Annotated in this window: 14 protein-coding genes; 8 read left to right on the top strand and 6 right to left on the bottom strand. The window is 61.5% G+C overall.

Annotated elements, in window-relative coordinates:
• Positions 1–429 precede the first annotated feature (429 nt).
• Together KDL09_RS09855 and KDL09_RS09850 are read left to right on the top strand one after the other, a co-directional pair.
• A complete protein-coding gene (locus tag KDL09_RS09855) occupies positions 430–1,134 on the top strand; it encodes a hypothetical protein (protein ID WP_294384338.1) in 705 nt (234 codons plus the stop codon).
• 66 nt (positions 1,135–1,200) lie between these two features.
• Entirely contained in the window at positions 1,201–5,241 is a 4,041-nt protein-coding gene (locus KDL09_RS09850; protein WP_294384336.1) for a protein kinase, read from the top strand.
• A 74-nt stretch (positions 5,242–5,315) separates the two neighbouring features.
• Here the strand turns inward: KDL09_RS09850 and KDL09_RS09845 are convergent, their stop codons facing one another.
• Genes KDL09_RS09845 through KDL09_RS09835 form a run of 3 tightly spaced genes read right to left on the bottom strand, consistent with a single transcriptional unit; the run spans position 5,316 to position 8,985 of the window.
• Positions 5,316–6,662, bottom strand: a complete 1,347-nt coding sequence (locus KDL09_RS09845) for a PQQ-binding-like beta-propeller repeat protein (RefSeq protein WP_294384334.1) — start codon at positions 6,660–6,662, stop codon at positions 5,316–5,318.
• Between the two features lie 45 nt (positions 6,663–6,707).
• Complete coding sequence (locus KDL09_RS09840; RefSeq protein WP_294384333.1) at positions 6,708–7,706, bottom strand: hypothetical protein; 999 nt, start codon at positions 7,704–7,706, stop codon at positions 6,708–6,710.
• Between the two features lie 4 nt (positions 7,707–7,710).
• Positions 7,711–8,985, bottom strand: coding sequence for an OmpA family protein (locus KDL09_RS09835; protein ID WP_294384331.1), 1,275 nt, complete (start codon positions 8,983–8,985; stop codon positions 7,711–7,713).
• A gap of 136 nt (positions 8,986–9,121) precedes the next feature.
• On the opposite strand from KDL09_RS09835, the gene KDL09_RS09830 reads away from it, so the two are divergent.
• The 4 genes from KDL09_RS09830 to accC all read left to right on the top strand — a co-directional run bounded on the left by KDL09_RS09830 (position 9,122) and on the right by accC (position 13,032).
• Positions 9,122–10,036 carry a PfkB family carbohydrate kinase gene (locus KDL09_RS09830; protein WP_294384328.1) on the top strand — a complete coding sequence of 305 codons (915 nt, stop codon included), beginning with the start codon at positions 9,122–9,124 and terminating at the stop codon, positions 10,034–10,036.
• A 29-nt stretch (positions 10,037–10,065) separates the two neighbouring features.
• Entirely contained in the window at positions 10,066–10,878 is an 813-nt protein-coding gene (gene menB, locus KDL09_RS09825) for a 1,4-dihydroxy-2-naphthoyl-CoA synthase (protein ID WP_294384326.1), read from the top strand.
• A 111-nt stretch (positions 10,879–10,989) separates the two neighbouring features.
• On the top strand, positions 10,990–11,553 hold the full coding sequence (gene accB, locus KDL09_RS09820; RefSeq protein WP_294384324.1) for an acetyl-CoA carboxylase biotin carboxyl carrier protein: 564 nt from the start codon (positions 10,990–10,992) through the stop codon (positions 11,551–11,553).
• 117 nt (positions 11,554–11,670) lie between these two features.
• Entirely contained in the window at positions 11,671–13,032 is a 1,362-nt protein-coding gene (accC, locus tag KDL09_RS09815) for an acetyl-CoA carboxylase biotin carboxylase subunit (RefSeq protein ID WP_294384322.1), read from the top strand.
• Between the two features lie 72 nt (positions 13,033–13,104).
• Here the strand turns inward: accC and lepB are convergent, their stop codons facing one another.
• Both lepB and lepA read right to left on the bottom strand, forming a co-directional pair.
• Positions 13,105–14,322: a signal peptidase I gene (gene lepB / locus KDL09_RS09810; RefSeq protein ID WP_294384320.1), complete on the bottom strand. Its 1,218-nt coding sequence runs from the start codon at positions 14,320–14,322 to the stop codon at positions 13,105–13,107.
• Positions 14,323–14,550: 228 nt separating this feature from the next.
• On the bottom strand, positions 14,551–16,347 hold the full coding sequence (lepA, locus tag KDL09_RS09805; RefSeq protein ID WP_294384318.1) for a translation elongation factor 4: 1,797 nt from the start codon (positions 16,345–16,347) through the stop codon (positions 14,551–14,553).
• Positions 16,348–16,447: 100 nt separating this feature from the next.
• Between lepA and KDL09_RS09800 the strand changes: the two genes are divergently transcribed.
• Positions 16,448–16,729 (top strand): 4a-hydroxytetrahydrobiopterin dehydratase, encoded by a 282-nt coding sequence (locus KDL09_RS09800; RefSeq protein ID WP_294384316.1) that lies wholly within the window; start codon positions 16,448–16,450, stop codon positions 16,727–16,729.
• A gap of 37 nt (positions 16,730–16,766) precedes the next feature.
• Here KDL09_RS09800 and KDL09_RS09795 read toward each other — a convergent pair whose 3' ends face one another.
• On the bottom strand, positions 16,767–19,385 hold the full coding sequence (locus KDL09_RS09795; RefSeq protein WP_294384314.1) for an Amuc_1098 family type IV pilus outer membrane protein: 2,619 nt from the start codon (positions 19,383–19,385) through the stop codon (positions 16,767–16,769).
• 130 nt (positions 19,386–19,515) lie between these two features.
• Here KDL09_RS09795 and KDL09_RS09790 point away from each other — a divergent pair.
• Positions 19,516–20,046, top strand: a 531-nt coding sequence (locus KDL09_RS09790) for a malate dehydrogenase (protein WP_294384312.1), incomplete at its 3' end; no start/stop codon positions are given.

Below are 20,046 nucleotides of genomic sequence, written 5' to 3'. Positions count from 1 at the left end.
TTTGACTGAGCCGTTCCGTCAAGCCCCCTTGCTGTCAGGGGGAAGCACTGGCTCACGCTGCCAAGCCCCCTTGCCACGCGGGGGAAGCTCTGACTCGCGCCGTCAAGTCCCCGTGCCACGCGGGGGAAGCGCTGGCTCTTGCGGTCAAGCCCCCTTGCCGTCAGGGGGAATCACTGGCTCGCGCTGCCAAGCCCCCTTGTCGCGCGGGGGGAGCGCTGGCTCGCATTGCCAAGCCCCCACGCCACGAGGGGGCAGCACTGGCTCGCGCGGTCAAGCCCCCTTGTCACGCGGGGGAAGCGCTGGCTCGTGCGGTCAAGCCCCCTTGCCGCGAGGGGGCGGTGCATTGGGCCACGGTTGCCCGACGCTGAGTGACCGCTGCCGCCCTCCCACTTCAGACACTTCCCTGCCCACCCGCCATCCGATCCACCCATGACACGCCAGGACTATCTCCCCGTTCCGATCTCCGAACAGGTGCTGTGGCTGCGCCACTTTGCGGACACCCTGCCCCAGTTCATCGGCGTGCTCGCCATCGACGAGGCGCGGATGAGGGACGGGATCGCGGATGCGCAGTGGCTGACCTACGTGCTCGGCCCGTGGCGCACGGAGCTGCGCCGCTTTGCTCCGGCGGGGACCTCGGCCATCGAGCAGGCCCAGACCGGCAAGGACAACGCGGCCCCCATGCAGCTTCCGCTCTACCAACTGCCGCCTCTGCCGGCAGGCGTGGTGCCGCGACCGGCGGGCGCCTTGAAACGTCTCTTCAAACTGGTGGCCACGATCAAGGTGGTGAAGGGCTACACTGAGGGCATCGGCCTTTCGCTGGGCATCCTGCCGCGCCGTGACAGCGCCGAACACCCAGTGCCCACTTTCAAGATCAAGGTGCTGCCCGGAACGCTGAACGAGAAGGTGGCCATCCGCTCCTCCAAACACGGGCATGATGGCGCATTGATCGAAACACGGCGCGGCGGCGGTGATTGGGAGGAACTGGCCATCTCGATGAAGCACCTCCATGAAGACGAGCGCCCCCTGCTCGTGCCCGGCCAGCCCGAGCGGCGCGACTACCGCCTGCGCTTCTGGGACAAAGGCAAGCCCAACGGCGACTGGACGGACGTGGCCACGGTGACGGTGGGGCCGTGAGGGACTGCAGAGGCCCGGGAGATGCGTGGCGGTGCGCGCCCTTGAAGCCTTGCAATCCCCTGCCCCATGTCCCAGCGTGGGCCAATGGCCGATCCCGACGACCTGAACACCGTGCCTTCCGCCGAGATACCGGACGATCTGGCAACGCTGCGCGTCGCTCCACCCACGCCCTCTGAGCTGCCTTATGATCTGGCAACGATGCTCGTGGCCAAGCCCGTTGTCTCGCCAACGCTACAGCGGCAAAACACGCCGTCCTACGCCGGTGCCAATCCCGCCGCTTCGGCGCCCTTGATCTTTGGCAAACGCATCGCTCAAGGCGGCATGGGGGCGATTCTCGAGGCGAACGACTGCAAGCTCGGGCGCACCATCGCGGTGAAGGTCATGCTCTCGGAGGCAGACTGCAGCGAGGAACAGAAGCAGCGCTTCATTCAGGAGGCCGCCATTCTTGGGCGTTTGGAGCACCCGAACATCGTGCCCATTCACGATCTGGGTCTCGATCCCGAAGGCCAGCTCTACTACACTATGAAGCTGGTCAAGGGCGAGACACTTCAGAACATCCTCGACCGCCTGCGCCAGGAGGATGCCGCAACGCTGGAGCACTACACGCTCGACCGACTGCTCACCATCTTTCGCAAGGTGTGCGACGCCCTGGCCTTTGCGCATGCGAACCACATCATCCACCGCGACCTGAAGCCGGAGAACGTCATGGTCGGCGAGTTCGGCGAGGTCTTGGTGATGGACTGGGGCATCTCGAAGGTCATGGGGAACCTCGGCAACGAGGTCGTCAGCAACGACGCTTCCGCGCTTCCACCGGCTCCCCAGGGCACCGGATCGTTCACTGCAACGATGGAAGGCGCGGTGATGGGCACGCCGAACTACATGAGTCCCGAGCAGGCGATGGGAAAGGTGAACGAACTCGACGAACGCTCGGACATCTTCTCCCTCGGCGGCATCTTGTATGCGATCCTCACACTGCGTCCGCCGGTGGAAGGCAAGGATGTGTGGGAGGTATTGGAGAAGGTGCAGATGGCGAACATCACCGAACCCACCAAATTCGGTGCCACGACTGGCAAAGGCGATGCGAAAGCCAAGAGCCATGTGCTTGAAGCGAAGAAGATCACGCCGCTGCCGCACATGCCGGGTGGACGTGTGCCGCATGCACTCTCCTCGGTGGCGATGAAGGCGCTGACTCTCGACAAAGCGAAGCGCTATCAAAACGTCGCGGCCTTCAGCGCGGACATCGAGAAGTATCAGGGCGGCTTTGCCACGAGCGCGGAGAACGCCGGGCTGACGAAGCAGGTTTCGCTGCTCATCAAACGCAACAAGGGCATCTTCACCACCGCAGCCGCGGCATGGCTGCTCATCACGGGGCTGGCAGTGTTGTTTGTGTTCAATCTGCGGGCCAAGGAGCAGCGGGCAACAGAGGCGGAAGCCATCGCGGTTCAGAGAGAAGCAGAAACCAGCAAGGCGCTCGGCCGGTCCGCGATCTCGCTCGCCGAGGCGGCGCTGCGGGAGAGCAATGGCCCCGCGATGCAGGCCGCGCTGAAGGAGGTGCCGGAGAACCTGCGTGACTCCACCTGGCGCTACTTGCTCAGCCAGTCGGACACGTCCATCGCCCGCGTCGACGTGGGTGCCGAGATTGATGGCGTGGTCGCGCATCCCCGGCTGCCCGGCGTCTTCGCGGCGGTGGATCAACGAGGCAAAGTCACGATCCTGAACGTGCGCACCGGCGAGCGGCTGCGGGAGTTCACCGCCGGATTTTCGACGCAAGGAAAGCAGTGCCTCTACTGCCTGGCCTTCTCTCCGGATGGGGAACGTCTTGCGATCGGGCGCAGCAATTCCCTCGGCGATCTGGTCATTCATGAGGCGCGGGCCGGGAATAAAATCCTTGAGGTAAAGACTCTTGAGAACCTCCTCCTGCTTTTCAGTCCCGATGGCCGCTGGATTCTCCGGGGCGGTAAAGAACTACAGGATATCGGAGTCGTTGATGCGCAGAACGGTCAGCCTCGTTGGATCCGCGATGCTTTGAAGCACGTCCTTTCCGCAGCATTCACGCCGGATGGCGGGCAGGTTCTCTTGCAGGCGGCTGACACGGAACTATGGAGTTCGGCGGATGGTTCGCTTGCCCGAGCCGTCGCCAAGCATGGCGCATTGGCTTCCGCCTTGCATCCTGATGGTCAGCTCTGCGTGACGGGGGACCGGAACGGAACGATCCGAGGGGTCAATCTTTCGGACGGAAGCGCCGTCTTTGAATTCCGCACCGACGACCGGCCGATCGACAAGCTTGCTTTCACTGCGAACGGCAAGCTGTTTGCCAGCACCGCCGTCATGGCAGATGGCCGGCAGATGATCCGCCTGTGGGATGCTCGGACCGGCGCTCCCGTCCAGTCACTGCTCGGCGGCAGCGGCAAGGTGCGGGGTATCAGCGTGCATCCACTCTCCGGCGAAGTAGTGGTCTGCGGCCCGGAGACCCGCGCCTGGAGTCTCGGCGATGCCCGCTGGTCTCTGGGTGGAGGATATGCTCAATGCGCCTTTTGGGGCAAGGACGATGTGATGGTCGCTCCGGCCCGGGAGTCGGATGCTGCGCTGGTGCGATTGCAGGAGGGCTCCGCGACGACGCTCTGGGCCTTCTCCCGGACAGGCTACCGTGAAAAAGATGTGAGCGCGGACGGACGCTTAGCTGTCTTTGGGGCGAAGCTTACCAAGTCACCCTTCGTGCTGCTGCGGAGAGCCGGAGAAACGGTCGAGGAAATCACCAACTTCACGCCTGGGCAGATGCTGCAACGCCTGTGCCTGAGTCCCTCGGGGGCATCTCTCGCCGCGATCGAGGGACTGAACGATTCGGTGGAGGTGTTCGACTCCTCCACAGGCAAGAAGCGGGTCAAACTCCCGCCCAAAGACATCAAACGCTTCTGGGAGGTCCGATGGCTTGATGAGAAGGAGTTGGTGGGACTGGTGACGGCCAAGGCAGAGCGTGGCATGCCTGACTCCGAGGAGTGGGTCGTGCGATGGGACGCCACCACGGGGAAAGTTCTCCAGACCGCCACGAACCCCACCACCCTCGACGCGCTCGTCGTTGCGCCCGATGGCCGCCGCTTTGCCGAGGCTGGCGCGGACAAACGCGTGCGCGTCCGCGATTCTGCCACGCTGGCCGTGCTGAAGGAGTTCCGTGCTCACGATGGTCCCATCACTGCCCTCGCCTGGCACCCGAAGAAGCCCATCCTCGCCAGTGGTTCCTCCGACCTGGCCATCCGCCTGTGGAACCTGGAAACCAGTGAGCGCATCGACGAGTTGCGCGGCCCTCTCGCCGCGCCACACACGCTCGCCTTCGCCCCAAGCGGCCAGCGCCTCGGCTGCGCCTCGCTCGATGCCACCACCTACATCTGGGATCCGCCATCGCTCCGCGACGAGACCGCAGCGCCCGTGAAAGCGGGAAGCGAAGCCATCGACGAGCGCGTTTGGTTCAAGCAAGCGCTGCCCAATCGCACCGCAGCCCCGCAGCCGGAGAAACCCAAGGCAGCGCTTCCAACGGACGCCGATGGCTGGGAAGATCATCTGGCATCGCTCACCCCGGTCGAGGTCGAAAAGACCGTTCACGGCTGGAGTCTGAAAGACGGCGAACTGTTCAGCCCGAACACAAAATGGACGATGCTGCCGCTCCCCGGTGACTTCTCCAACACCAGCTACCGGATGCGTGTGAGGCTGAGGCGAACTGGCAAGCGGACAAGCTTTACACTCCTCCTACCCACCGCTGCATGGAAGTGCGGATTTGCCATCGATGGAGACGGCGGCAAATACACCGGCATCCTCTCGGTGAACGGCAAGTTTGCTAAAGACATACCCGGAGTCGTCGAAGGCCAACAGGTGAACGACACCGAACCGCACGACCTCGAGGTGATCGTGCGCCTCGACGACAAGAGTGCCTCTACCACCGCTACCATCTCCGCTACGCTCGACAGCCGGCCGCTCTACAAGTGGACCGGCCCCACTGCCGCACTCTCCCAAGATCGGCGCTGGGCCACCATCGATCGCAGAACCCTCGCCCTCGGCACCAACGGCGGCGGCTGGGCGGTGTCTGAGGTCAAGGTAAAGCGGTTGGAGAAGTAATGGGCAACCAAGAGGGCAAGGCTTCGGCCTTGCCGATTTCGGCAACGCAGGAGCGTTGCCCTCCGAGGCTGAAGTCATTCCCCGATGCAATACAGCGTCTTGGCGGAGCGGAGGAAGAGCTGACCGTCACTGATCGCGGGGGTGGCGCTGTGGTCGGAGGTGTCGCCTTCGATGCGGTTGCGGGCGACGAGTTCAAACTTGGGACTGAGCTTGGTGACGATGACTTCGCCGCTGCGGGTGACTTGGAAGAGATGACCGTTGGCGGCGACGGGCGAGGCGTAGTCGCCCCCTCTCATGCCACCGCCGCGACGTCCGCCATCGCCGCCAAAGCCACCGGGGCGTCCACCCGGTGCCGTCTCACCACTGCCGCTGCCTTCAATGCGTTCGTTGTAGATCTCGGCGCCGGTCTTGGCATCGCGACAAACGGCGAGGGACCCGTTGATCCAATACAGGTGCCCTTCCCAGACGACGGGCGTGGAAATGCGCGGGCCGTTGGAGCCGGTCCACACCGTGTTGGTGGCGCTGACGTCGCCTTTGCCTCCCGTCTTGATGGCGACGGAGCCGCCGCCACGCTCGCCCATGGTGATGACGGTGCTGCCGTCGGCAACGACGCTGTTGCAGACGGAGTCGCTCTGCAAACCGGTGGCATACCAGCGCAGCTTGCCGGTCTCCGGATTGAAACCCCAGACTTCGCCGGGCACGGAGATGACGAGTTCGTCGCCGTTGTCGCCCTTCGCGATGACGGGCGTGCCCCAGGTGCTGGCGAAGCCTTCCGAGGGCGCTTTCCAGAGTTGCTTGCCGGTGTTTTTGTCGAAGCCGTAGAGCGCCTGGCTTTCGACGACGGCGGGAACGATCAACACATCGCCATGCAGGATGGGACTGGAGGCGGTGCCCCAGCCGCGGCGGTCGTCCCAGTCGCCGACATCGGCCTGCCACAACTCTTTGCCCTCGAGGTCGAAGACGTGCACGCCGGACTTGCCGAAGAAGGCGAAGACCTTGCTGCCATCGGAGACGGGCGTGTGACTGGCGTAGCCGTTCTGCGCGAACATGCCGCCGTAGCGTTCCTCGGGTTGCTTCGCGGGCACGGCGCGATCCCAAAGTGTTTTGCCAGAAGCGCGATCGATGCAGATGAGATGGCGCTTCAACGCGGTGATGTCGCCGGAGCCGGAGCCGTCCGTGGCATAGCCGCTCCAGCAGGTGACAAAGACGCGGTCGCCAACGATGATGGGACTCGATGAACCGGGGCCGGGCAGGTCGGCCTTCCATTTGATATTCTTGGTGGCGCTCCATTCGACGGGCACCGGTTTGTCATCGGGGGCGATGCCGCTGCCGTTCGGACCGCGGAAGCGCAGCCAGTCGGCGGCGGAGAGTTGCGTGCAAAGGGAGACGGAAACGATCAGCAGGCCAAGGCGCGTATGCATGGCGGGATTGAACGCGCCGGGGCTGCCGCGGTTGCGCACTCTTTGTCAGGCGGCGGCGGGTGCCGCTGCCTTGGCCACAAGTTCCTTCGCCTGCTCCACCCAGCGCTCGCGATGGATGCGGTCCTTGAAGGCGAGGCGCGAGGAAAACTCCCTGATGTGTTCGTCATTCCACGCCGCGATCTGGGCATAGGTGTAGACGCCCATCTCGTGGAGACGACTTTCGAGCACTTCAGCGATGCCCTTGAGCGCCGTGAGGTCATCCACCTTGTCGGGCCGGGTTTTGTAAACGAGACCGAGCTGGGGATCCTCGACCACCTTGACCTCCACCGCAGGGAGCGGCGGCACGGAGATCCCCGTAAGCGTGGGAATGGTGTCCGCAGGAACGAGTCCGGCGGGCGCTTTGTTTTCAGCTTCCCCGGTCGCTTTCTCCGGCTTCGCCGGTGCGGCGATGATGCTGGAGAGGGGGGATGCATGACGGGCGGGCGGCGGCGGAAGTGGATCGGTGGAAACGATCGTGGTGATGGCCGTGGCGGGTTCGGCGGCAGGCGGCTGCTCCGCAGGTTTGACCACGCTCGGGGGCGTGATCTCCGGTGCGGGCGCGGGTGGTTCCGCAGCTTTGGGTTTGATGATGTTGCCCGGTGGCCTGGGCGGAGGGAGAGAAGCAGGCTGCACGGGAACAGACGCCGCCGGAATGCGAATGTCGCGGGTGGTGATCGTTTCCGCGGTGACGGCGGGAACCGCCTCCGCCGCCGTCTCTCCCGTTTTGGGCGGCATGTGAATGGTTTCCGTGGCCATCGGCACTGCGGGTCCGGATTTGATGGAGTGGTCACCAACCTTGCGCTTGAGGACGGCGATCTCGTCCTTCATGGCGGCCGCTTCGGCCCGAAGCTCACGCGTCTGGCGCTTGTAGCGACCCCACGTCACATAACCAAAGAGAAGTCCGATGATGAAAAAGATCCCCCCCAGCACGGTGACGAATGTGCCGCTGTGCATGAGCATGTAGAACAGCGGCTCGGTGGAGAGGGATTCGTAGTCGAATTTCATGAAGTCATTTGATGAGGAGCTCGACACTGCGAGGGACGGCCGGTGCGGAAGGAGAACCGGCGGGCACCGGATCAAAGACCACGGCATTCATGTCAGCCGATGGCACGCCCTGTTCGATGAGAAACGACAGCACGGCCCCAGCCCGGGCCCTGGCGAGAGCCTCTTCTGCGCTGGCGGGTCCGGCAGGATCCGGGTGTGCGCCAATCACGAGCCCCAGCGCAGGTCCGGCGGCGAGCAAAGCGGGGGCGAGCGTGGCGAGATGCGTCTGCTCCTCCGCCGAAAGACGTGAGGTGCCGGTCTCGAAGGTGATCACGAAGCCGTGCAGAGCCTGGCGCAACGATTCCAGCACCTCTGGCGGAAGCCTGGTCTGAGTCTGGTAGCCGGGAAAATGGTAGATCGAGGGAACGAGTGTGAACTGTGCATCCACCTTCGCCGAGCCGGTGACAGGCCGCAGCAGGCCGAGCCAGCTGCTTTCCATCTGACGAGTGGCGGCCCCTTTGAGGTGCGGGATGCCATCACTTCCGATGTCGAACGAACGGGGCGGCGGCACACTGAAAAAACTGTGCACAAAGGCGGCGAGCGCCTCCTCTTTGGCAAACGAGGCGGGCAGCACGTGCGGGCTGGCTTTGAGAGCAGCAGGATCGACCACCCGGCCGCCGGCAACTTCCGCCATCGTGGCCACGAGTTCCTCTTTCAGCGCTGCTTTCGACAGCAGACCCGAGAGCACGATCTCATCGCCATCCGCCTTGATGTGCAGTTCCGCAGGAACGCGAAGGATGTCGATGATGGGCTTGAGCATGGCGCTGTTCATCGTGAGCGGCGGTTTGACGCCCTCCGGCCAGCGCACCTCGGGTGCGGTGTGCAGATCATCCGACTTGATGGTGAGATCAGGACGCAGTTCGGCAAAGAGCTGACGGACGTTTTTGATTTCATCACCTTCAGGAAACCAGCCGCTGAGGCTCAGCGTGTTTTGATCGAGCTTCGCACTGAGGCTGGCCAGCACGTGAATGCGGTCGGCACCGGGCTGAAGTCGCAGTGGAACGAGGGTGCGGATCGACGCCAGTGCCTTCTCGCGTGCGGCCGGATCCGGCGCCTCACCGGTGACGGCGATGTCAAAGAAGCGCACGTCCACGACGGGATCGCGCACTCCGGCGTCCTTCAAACGGGTGACGGCCTCCTGGGTGAGCGCCGGCAGATTGTCACGGCAGAACAGCCACGCATGCACCCCGGTTGCCAGCGGCAGCAGGATCAGCATGAAAAAGATGAGGCTGAGACGCATGAGAGAGTGTGCGGAGTGGCAATTGACACAGCGGAGGCGGAACCGATACTCCGCCCCCTTTCAGCGTCGCGCGTACCGTTAAGGTTCGCGGCCTGTGAGGCAAGAATTAACTGCTCTCATCCACACCAAAACTCCCATGTCAGTCGTCATCGCCGGAACCGTCGCCCTTGATAATGTCAAAACCCCGCAGGACTCGCAGGAAAACCTGCTCGGTGGTTCCGCCAGCTACGCGGCCCTGGCCGCCAGCATCTTCTGCCAGCCGATTCATCTCGTGGGTGTGATCGGACATGACTTTCCCAAGCCGCATCTCGACATGCTGGCCGCACGCGGCATCACGCTCGACGGTTTGGAGCGCAGTGACGGTGAGTCCTTCACCTGGACCGGCGAATACCACGAAGACATGAACAACCGCACCACGCACAAGGTCGGAATCAACGTCCTCGAGCAATGGCAGCCGAAGCTCCCCACCGCTGCGAAAGAAGCCAGAGTCGCCGTGGCCGCGAACATGAGTCCGGACAACCAGATGCAGATGCTCGACCAGATTCAGGCCGACTTCGTCACCGCCGACACGATGGATCTCTGGATCAACATCGCCAACGAACGCCTGCACGACGTGCTCAAGCGCATCGACCTGCTCGTGATCAACGACGGCGAGGCAAAGGAATTCGCGGGAACGACCAACCTCGTCGAAGCCGGTCGCAAGCTGCAGGCCAAGGGCCCGCGCTTTGTCATCGTGAAGCGCGGCGAACACGGCAGCTTCCTCTTTGGAGAGAAGCCTGAAGAGTTCTTCGCCTGCTCCGCCTACCCGCTGCACAGCGTCTTCGACCCCACCGGCGCGGGCGACAGTTTCCTCGGCGGTCTGTCCGGCTGGCTCGCCGCCAACGGCAAGACGAAGCCCACCTTCGAAGATCTGAAGACCGCCGTCGTCCACGGCAGCGTCACCGCCAGCTACACCTGCGAGGCCTTCAGCACGCACAAGCTGCAAACCGTGTCTCTTACGGACATCTCGGCGCGTATTGCCGAACTGCGGAGCTTCACGAGCTTCGCTTGAGTTTAAACATCCCGCCCCTTGCTATTCCCATGTGGACGACCATCAAGACATTCACCGACATCAAGCTGGAGAAGACCGGCGACGGCATCGCCAAGATCACCATCAACCGGCCCAAGGTGCGCAACGCCTTCCGCCCGCTGACGGTGAAGGAGATGCTGGAAGCCTTTGATATCGTTCACGAGGACCGCGACGTCGGCGTCATCATCCTGTGTGGCGAAGGCCATCTGGCCTTCTGCTCCGGCGGTGACCAGAAGGTGCGTGGTGATGCCGGCTACATCGGCGACGACGGCGTGCCGCGCCTGAACATTCTCGACGTGCAGCGGAAGATTCGCACGATCCCCAAGCCCGTCGTGGCGATGGTGGCCGGTTACGCCATCGGCGGCGGCCATGTGCTGCATGTCGTTTGCGATCTGACCATCGCCGCAGAGAACGCTCGCTTTGGCCAGACCGGCCCCAAGGTCGGCAGCTTCGACGGCGGCCTCGGCTCCAGCTACCTCGCCCGCATTGTCGGTCAGAAAAAGGCCCGCGAGATCTGGTATCTTTGCCGTCAGTATGATGCCAAACAGGCCCTTGAAATGGGCCTCGTGAACACCGTGGTCCCGCTCGACCAGCTCGAAGAGGAAACCCTCAAATGGTGCCGCGAGATGCTCCAGCATTCGCCGCTCGCCCTGCGCTGCCTCAAGGCGGCGCTGAACGCGGACTGCGACGGCCAGATGGGGCTGCTCGACCTCGCCGGAAACGCCACCCTGCTCTACTACATGAGCGAGGAGGCCAAGGAGGGCAAAAATGCCTACGTGCAGAAGCGGAAACCTGATTTCTCCAAATTCCCGCGGGTGCCTTAAGGCCCCGTCTGGGCGAGCAGGCGCTTGAATGTCAAGAGCGCCTTTGTGGTTGCCACAGGCGAGGGAGTTCGTAGTATCGCGGCGTCAAGATTGACACACTCTCTCCCAAACATGGCCAAACGCACCACCTCTAAACCAGCCGCTCCCGCCACTCCCGCCGCATCCAACTGCGCCTACGACCTCAAACAGATTCGCGAGATCGTCGGATTGATGGCTGAAAACAATCTGACCTATTTCCACAGCGAGCAAAAGGGCGCCAAACTCGAACTCCGCCGCGGATCGGACCTCGACGCCGTGAAGGAACTGCTCAAGAGCATGCCTGTTGGTTCCTCCGCCGCTCCTGTCTCCTACGCCGCTCCGGCGCCAGCACCTGCAGCAGCTCCGGTGGCCGCCGCCCCCGTCGCAGCGGCACCTGCCGCCTCGAGCGGAGAACCGATCGGCCCCACGATCAACTCGCCAATGGTTGGAACCTTTTACCGCAGCTCGGCGCCGGGTGAAAAGGCGTTCGTGAACATCGGTGACAGCGTGGACGAAAACACCAACGTCTGCATCATCGAGGCCATGAAGGTGATGAACGAGATCAAGGCCGAAGCACGCGGCACCATTGCCCGCGTTCTTGTGGAGGACGGCAAGCCTGTTCAATACGGACAGCCGTTGTTTGAACTCAAAGCATAGAGCAAAAGGCGAAGGGCAAAGAGTTCAGAAATCCTGACCCGCCCGCCCTTTCGTCTGCACCACCCCTCACCGTCCCAAAGACTCTCTGCTCCAGGCCCCTAGCCCTTCGCTATCCCGATGTTCAAAAAAGTACTCGTCGCCAATCGTGGTGAAATCGCCCTTCGTGTCATTCGTGCCTGCAAGGAACTCGATGTCAAAACAGTCGCCGTCTATTCCGAGGCGGACGTCGATTCCATGCACGTCCACCTCGCGGACGAGGCCATCTGCATCGGCCCCGGCCCAAGCACGGAGAGCTATCTGAAAATGAGCCGCATCATCAGTGCGGCCGAAATCGCCAACGTCGACGCCATCCACCCGGGCTACGGCTTCCTCTCTGAGAAGGCCGAATTCGCCGAGGTCTGCGAAAAGTGCAAAATCAAGTTCATCGGACCTTCCGCCCGCGTGATCAGCATGATGGGCGACAAGAACGTCGCCCGTGAGACCGCGCTCAAGGCCGGCATGCCGATCACTCCGGGATCGGACGGCATCATTGAAACCGAGGAAGAAGCACTAGAATGGGCGCGCAAGATCGGCTACCCAGTCATGGTGAAAGCCAGCGCCGGTGGCGGTGGTCGCGGCATGCGACCCGTGCTCAATGAGGCCGCCCTGGCCTCCAGCTTCCAGGCAGCCTCGCTCGAGGCGCTGAAGTGCTTTGGTGATGGCTCCATGTACATGGAAAAGCTCGTCGAAAAGCCGCATCACATCGAGTTCCAGGTGGTGGCCGACTCACACGGCAATGTCGTGCATCTCGGCGAGCGCGACTGCTCGATGCAGCGCCGCAATCAGAAGATCATTGAAGAGTGCCCTTCCCCAAAAATCTCCCCCAAAATGCGCAAGCGCATGGGTGAGGCCACGGTAAAGCTCTGCAAGGAGATCGGCTACGAGAACTGTGGCACCATCGAGTTCCTCGTCGACAACGCCTGTGAGAATTTCTACTTCATGGAGATGAACACCCGCATCCAGGTGGAGCATCCCATCACCGAAGAGGTCTATGGCTGCGATTTGATCAAGGAGCAGATTCGCATCGCCGCCGGTCTCCCGCTCAGCGAGCACGTGGTGGACGCGCAGCCGCGCGGCCACGCCATCGAGTGCCGCATCAACGCCGAAGATCCTGCGCGTAATTTCACTCCCAGCCCAGGCAAGATCAACCTGTGGTACACCTCAGGTGGCCGCGGCGTCCGCGTGGACACCCATGTCTATTCCGGCTACGCCGTGCCGCCGTATTACGACTCGATGATCGCCAAGCTCATCTGCACCGGCGCCACCCGCGACATCGCCATCCGCCGCATGCGTCGTGCCTTGGGTGAGTTCACCGTTGAGGGCATCAAGACCACCATTCCGCTGCAAAGTCAGATTCTCACGACTTCCGACTTCCAGAACGGCCAGTACGACATCTCCTGGGTGGAAAGCTTCCTGCGCCAGGAAGGTCTGAAAGCCTGAGCTAACCACACGCTCCAGGCAAACAGCGCAGCCAACATGCCGGTCCTATGCGAGACGTCGCATAGGACCTCTTCAGCGAATCAGGCCCCAGTTCCTCCCCAGGGGAAAGTAGCAGAACAGTGCCGGCCCCACCAGATTGCGCTCTGGCACGGTTCCCCATTTGCGACCGTCGGAGCTGTTGTAGCTGTTGTCTCCGAGCGCAAAATATTGGTGATCGCGCAGGAGGATGTGGTCGTAGTTTCCCCAGACACGGGCGGCGGGTGCATACCCCTTGTAGCCGTCCTTCGGATGTTCTTCCGTGCCGCTCATGACCCGCTTGAATCCCGGCTCCTCCGCCAGCTTGCCGTTGATCTTGAGAAGCGGGGATTCCACCGAAAGCTCATCACCGGGAACTCCTGCGAGACGCTTGATGTAGTGCTGGGAGCCCTGCTCCTCAGGCACACCTATGGCGCTGATGTTTTTCGTGGTGAACACGAACACCTCGCCGCGAACCGGCCTGCGGAAATGGTACGAGAACTTGTTCACCAGCACATGGTCGCCAGTGTCCAAGGTACCCCGTGCCAAAAGCTGCCCTTCGGTCACGAAGGTGGAACCGGCGCCTGAGGCACGACGCTCCGCCTGCGCGTCAGGTGTGATCTCCCCGCCCTTCTCCGTCACCGGGACCTTCAAGTAGCGCTCCATGCCGAGGCTGAACTCGCGGTCGGTGAGCAACTGCCGCATGGGCGCCCAAATCCACTGGGTCTGGCCGTCTGCAAAATGAAGCCGGCAGTGGGTAAAAAAGCCCATGAAACTGTGCTCGGTCAGCGCATCCGGCCACGGCTTCAGCCAGCCCGTGTGATTGGCCACCACATTGAAGTAGCTGCGTCCCGTTACCCAGTCCTTGCAGCGCTTCAGGACGTTCGGGGTCGGATCCTCAGCCGTGTTTTCCGCCACCAGACCGTAGAGCGTCGGCTGCATCGATCCCGTGGGGATCTTGAATGGCTGCGCGATGTAACTGCGAATGCCCAGCGCGATGACGATGGCCACGAAGAACACCTCAACATTCTCTCCGATATCCGAGTGCTCGACATGCGGCAGCGCCTTTTCACAAGCCTTGTTGATCTCGTCATTCAACGCGCTGATACGTGCCTTGTCCTTCGCGCGCATCGCATCCTCCAGATTGGTTCTTAAAGTCGTGATCTCGTCCAGTTTCGCCTGCGGCAGGACATCACGCTTGTAATTGATGAAGCGTGTCACGCCCTTGTGCAGAAGCTTGGCGTGCTTGAGATAGCGAGGGGTGAAAAAAAACATGGGGGGAGGCGGGAGGATAGTAGGGAGCGGCAGACAATGCTCAAGCGCTGATCCACGACCGAGTTTTCCTTGGCCCGAAGGTTCTGCCTGCAGTGCGTCAAGTCACACTCCCGTCGCATCCCGGTGCCGGACATGCATTGAGCGCAGGTCGGCCTCCGCATCGTTCAAACGCAGGGAAACCGCTCCAAGCACCTCCTCCGCCCGACGCCGCCGCCCTCCTTCAAGCGGTTAATTGTTCTTCAGCACCTCGATAAACGCCTCCTGAGGGATGTTCACCTTGCCGATGGCCTTCATCTTCTTCTTCCCTTCCTTCTGCTTGTCCAGCAGCTTGCGTTTGCGGCTGATGTCACCGCCATAGCACTTGGCGGTCACGTCTTTGCGCAGGGCGCTGATTGATTCGCGGGCGATGATCTTGCCCCCGATGGCGGCCTGAATGGCAACAACGAAGAGCTGCTGCGGAATGACCTCTTTGAGCTTGGTGCAAAGCTGACGTCCCCGGCTTTCAGCCTTGCTGCGATGCACGATGCAGGAGAACGCATCCACCGGATCACCGGCGATGAGGATGTCCATCTTCACAAGCTCCGCAGGCGCGTAACCGGCGTGCTCGTAATCCATGCTCCCATAGCCTCGTGTGATGGACTTAAGCTTGTCGTTGAAATCGACCAGGATTTCATTGAGCGGCAGGACCGTGTGCAGCAGCACGCGACGGTCATCGAGGGTCTCCGTGTTGTTCACCTGGCCCCGCTTGTCCATGACGAGCTGCATGATATCTCCGATGTACTCGTTCGGAATCATGATGTTTACTTTGACGATCGGCTCGCGGATCTCGTCGATCTCCTGAGCGCTGGGAAGGAATGTTGGATTGTCCACCTGCATCTCGGTGCCATCGGTCTTCCGCACCTGATAGATCACCGACGGATAGGTGGAAATGACATCCATGTTGAATTCACGTCGCAGGCGCTCCTGCACGATCTCCATGTGTAATAGGCCGAGGAAACCGCAGCGGAAACCGAACCCAAGGGCCGCGGAACTTTCGCTCATGAAGGTGAAGGCGGCGTCGTTGATCTGGAGTTTGCCTACAGCGAGCTTTAGCGCCTCAAAGTCATCCGTGCTGACCGGGTAGATGCCGCTGAAGACGAGGGGGTGAATTTCCTTGAATCCCGGCAGCGGCGCAGGCGCTGGTTTGCGGGTCTCGGTGAGCGTGTCACCAATCTTCACGTCGGCGGTCGATTTGACGTTGGCGATGAGATAGCCGACGTCGCCAGCCTCGAGTTTCTCACAGGTCGTCATCTTCGGACGGAAGATCCCGACGTCTTTGATCTCGTAGTCCAGCCCGGTGGACATCATGCGAACCTTTTGACCACGCAGGATGGTACCGCTGACAACACGAACGTAGCTCACCACACCACGGTAGGCGTCAAAGACGGAATCGAAGACCGATGCCCTAAGATAGCCGTCACCAGGATCCTTCGGCGGGGGGATGTAGGCCACGATGGCCTCCAAAATGTCCTCAATCCCGATGCCCATCTTGGCGCTGGCAGGCACGGCTTCGTCGGCGGGCAACTGCAGGATGTCCTCAAGCTGGCGTTTGCACTTGTCGATGTCCGCGCTCGGCAGATCGACTTTGTTGATGACCGGGATGACGTGCAGGTTCTGCTGCATCGCCAGATTTAGATTTGCCACCGTCTGCGCCTCCACCCCCTGACTGGCATCAATGAGCAGCAACGCGCCTTCGCAGGCGGCGAGCGAACGGCTGACCTCGTAGCTGAAATCGACATGCCCGGGAGTGTCCAGGAGATTGAGCTTGTGCATCTGGCCGTTGCGGGCCTTGTAATTCATGCAGACCGGATGCGACTTGATGGTGATCCCACGCTCGCGTTCCAGATCCATCGCGTCGAGGAGCTGGTCCTGCTGCTGGCGCACGGTGATTGTCTTCGTGAATTCCAACAGGCGGTCGGAGAGCGTGGTCTTCCCGTGGTCGATGTGGGCGATGATGGAAAAGTTGCGGGTGTTGGCGATGGACATTCCGGGGGCGGGTCAGGGGGGCGGCGTATCTAGTCCAGAGCGGAGGGGAATGCAATTGCGATGCTTGCAGCAGTCTGCCCGATGCCGGAGACTGGAAGCCATGAAACCAGAGTGTCTAAGTGCCGAGGCCGTTCAGCGACTCCTTGTCCCGTTGACTGGCTGGCAGGTCGATGATGTCGAACTCGTAAAGGAGTTTCGTTTTTCGACTTATCTGGAAGGAATTGATTTCGTACAGCGCGTCGCCCACCTGGCGGAGGCGATGAATCATCACCCCGATCTGCTTGTCCGCTGGCGCGAGGTCACCGTGAGACTCACAACCCACAGCGCGGACGGATTGACGGCCCTAGACTTCGACCTCGCTGGCAAAATCCAAGCAGTCTAGCACCCCGCAAATCAGGATTCGCTCAGACCGAAATCGCTTACCGAGTGATGGCGGCGGTGTCCTGATTGATTCTCCGACCCGAGGGGTCGACCACTTTCACCGTAACAAAGATGATGATGTTTTTGGTGCTCGTCTCTTCGACGTGGCTGCGGAAGAAACGTCCCACAAAAGGAACATCCCCAAGGATGGGTACTTTGTCCTCCACGTTGGTGCGTGTCTGCACCTTGGCGCTGCCGAGAACCACTGTCGCGCCATCCCAGATTTTGACTCCCGTCGTCACTTTCTGTGACTTGAAGACGGGCTGAAGAATCAAGTTGGGAGTGATCAACTGTTCGGGCTGGCTGATCGGAATGTAGGAGGTGTTTCCTGGCGGAACTCCCGCGGTCAGCTGAATGGGCAGCACAGACCGGCTCGCCGGGGCAAAAATCGGCGAACCATAGTTCACAAATCCTTCAAACTCCGTCAGCTCCGGAGCAATCGTCAGTTCGATGGAACGACCGTCCTCGGAGATCACAGGCTCGACATCCAGCAACACACCAGTCTTTCGCATCTCAAAAGCCGTGGGCGTCGTCGGTGTGGCAATCATTTGCGCCTGCGCACCACCAACCTGAATACGCCCCCCTCCTCCTTGAGGGAGTTGCGGCGGATCAAACTCGGTCGGGTAGATCATCTCACGCGTGATCTCGACGGTGGCTTTGAGGCCGTTCTTGGTGGTCACGCTCGGAGAAGCGTTGACATCAACGCCCTTCTTCTGGGAAAGACCCCTCAAAACCGTCTGAAATTGCGGATCTGTAAAAACACCAGCGAGTGACAACACGCCAGGGGCAACAACTCCACCGGAAGTTGCAGATCCTGTTCTCAGCAAAGAATCCAATGAATTCGCCCCGGTTGCATAGGTTCCTGACCTTAAGCCCGAGGTGATCGGTCCACCACCCGTCGGAAAGACCGGGGCAGCTCCCGTCGGAGGCAGACCCGCTCCGGTCGGCACAGGACCTGCGAGCGCACCCACAATGGGAAGTGCCGGAAACACCACTGTCGCAGGTGTGCCGGTGGAAATAGACGGAGTCACGAAATTGCTCGCGAACGGATAGTTGGAGGCAGAGAAAGCATTTCCATTCCCGGCACTGCCGCCTCCGGCAAAAACATTGTTGCCGTTCATCCCAACCCCGCCCATCAACCAGTCAAATCCCAGTTCTTCCAGATTGGTCTGATTCACCTCGAGCATGCGCACGGTGATGACCGCCATTTTGGGCGCGGATTTGGTCGCCTGTTCTACAAGCGTCTCGACCATCTCCATGTTCTGCATGGTGTTGCGCACTGTCAGCATGCTGGTTGCAGAGCTGTAATTGGCACTCGTGCCTTCTGGGAAGGTGACACCCCGCGCCTCCAGGAACTCCTTGGCCCCCATTCGGCGGATGACCAAACCTCCACCGGCGGGAGCTTGGGCGGCAAAGGGATCAGCAGCACCAGCACCCGGATCCGCTGCCGGTGCATTTTGGATGAAGTCCGGAGGCACGCGGAACGTGCGTGAAATGATGGCACTGTTGCGTTCGCTGATAGAAACGAATATCACGGCATGCTCGTCCACTTTGTAAGCGACTCCGCACATCTCACCCACGTAGCGCAGGACTTCGTCCATCGGGACGTTGAAAAGGTTCAGACTGATTGGTTTGCTCCGAGCCTCTGCCGGCACGCTGATGACAAAGCTGATCCCCTTGCCCTGAGGATCCAAATCGCGGCTGCGAACGCGCAAAAGTTCCACCACCTCGTCCAACGTGGCTCCAGCAAACTCCACCTTCGGGAAAATCAGCGTGCGCAGCTTTTGGGAGATGCTCTCACTCCCACTTAGGGCGTTCTCACGCGACTTCATGGTGGCGCCGAACATGGCGCTGACATCCGTCTCCTTCAAAGGCAGCGGTTCCTCCCACGACTTGTCCACCTCACTCAGCATCTTGGAGCGTTGATGGTTGTAGGCCGACTTGTAGTAACGCTGCTTCTCCTGCTCCGCCTTTTCCATGCCTCTGCGTGCCGCGCTGTTCTTGGAATCAATACGCAGAACGTCCTGAAAGGTTGAAATCGCCTTGTCGGGATCTCCCAGTTCAAGGAATGAATTCGCCTTGAGCAGCAAAGCCTGAACGGCCCCGACATTTCCCACATGCTCCTCCGTGAGCGCCGGCGGGAAACGGTCCGGATCTGCAAGACGTTTCTGCAAAGCCAGCACACGGGCGTCATTGGGCGCAACCTGGGGAGACAACAGTTTCTCCAAGAGCTTTCCGGCTCCGGCGACATCTCCTTTGGCCGCCAGTTCCTGGGCACGCAGACAACCTGCCACCACATAGCCGTTTCGAGCGGCAAGCCGGTGCTCCTGGGCCAGCGGGATGTCCGGAAGCGCTTCGTAGGTGGCCGTAAACACTGCCAAGGCCTCTTCAGCCTTGCGTTCGTCGATCAGCTGATAGCCACGCTGGATCTCATCGGCCGCCTGATTCACCTGAATCGCACGCCGACGGGCCTCTGCCTGCGCCATGGACGAAACAGATGACTGGGCGAGCACGGCTCCTGCTCCAAGACCAAGCATCACGCATGCAAGCAATCCGCCGCCTAGCAGGCGACACAACGACCGGGCATCGACATCATTCGGGAAAAACTTCGGGGGCATCAAAATTTCGGTAAATCGGGTTTATAACAGGACTCCGCCGTTCGCCCAAGCAATTTCTGCCATGAATCTCGACCCCGCAGTTGCCCTCCCGCCGCATCTTGCTCTGATGCCGCCCCATTCTCTGAATCTCATGTCCAAAGCCCCCATCAAAGTCGCAGTCACCGGCGCCGCCGGTCAAATCGGTTACGCTCTTCTTTTCCGCATCGCCTCCGGTGCCATGTTTGGCCCGGATCAGCCGGTGATTCTCCAGCTCATCGAAGCCCCTTTTGAGAAGGCACTGAAGGCTCTCGAAGGCGTGGCCATGGAACTCGACGACTGCGCTTTCCCGCTGCTCAAGGGCATCGTCCAGACCTCCGATCCCGCCGTCGGCTTCAAGGACGCTAACTGGTGCCTGCTTATCGGTGCCAAGCCCCGCGGCCCCGGTATGGAGCGTGCCGACCTGCTCAAGGACAACGGCAAGATCTTCATCGGCCAGGGCCAGATCATCGACTCCGTCGCGGCTGATGACGCCCGCGTCGCCGTCGTCGGCAATCCGGCCAACACGAACTGCATGATCGCCGCTTCCCAGGCCAAGCGCCTCACGCCGGACCGCTTCACCGCCATGGTGCGCCTCGACCAGAACCGCGCCCAGACCCAGCTCGCCCAGAAGGCCGGCGTGGAT

The organism is Prosthecobacter sp. (assembly GCF_020439865.1).
Taxonomy (GTDB): Bacteria; Verrucomicrobiota; Verrucomicrobiia; order Verrucomicrobiales; family Verrucomicrobiaceae; genus Prosthecobacter.
This window is presented reverse-complemented; position numbering and strand designations above follow the sequence as displayed.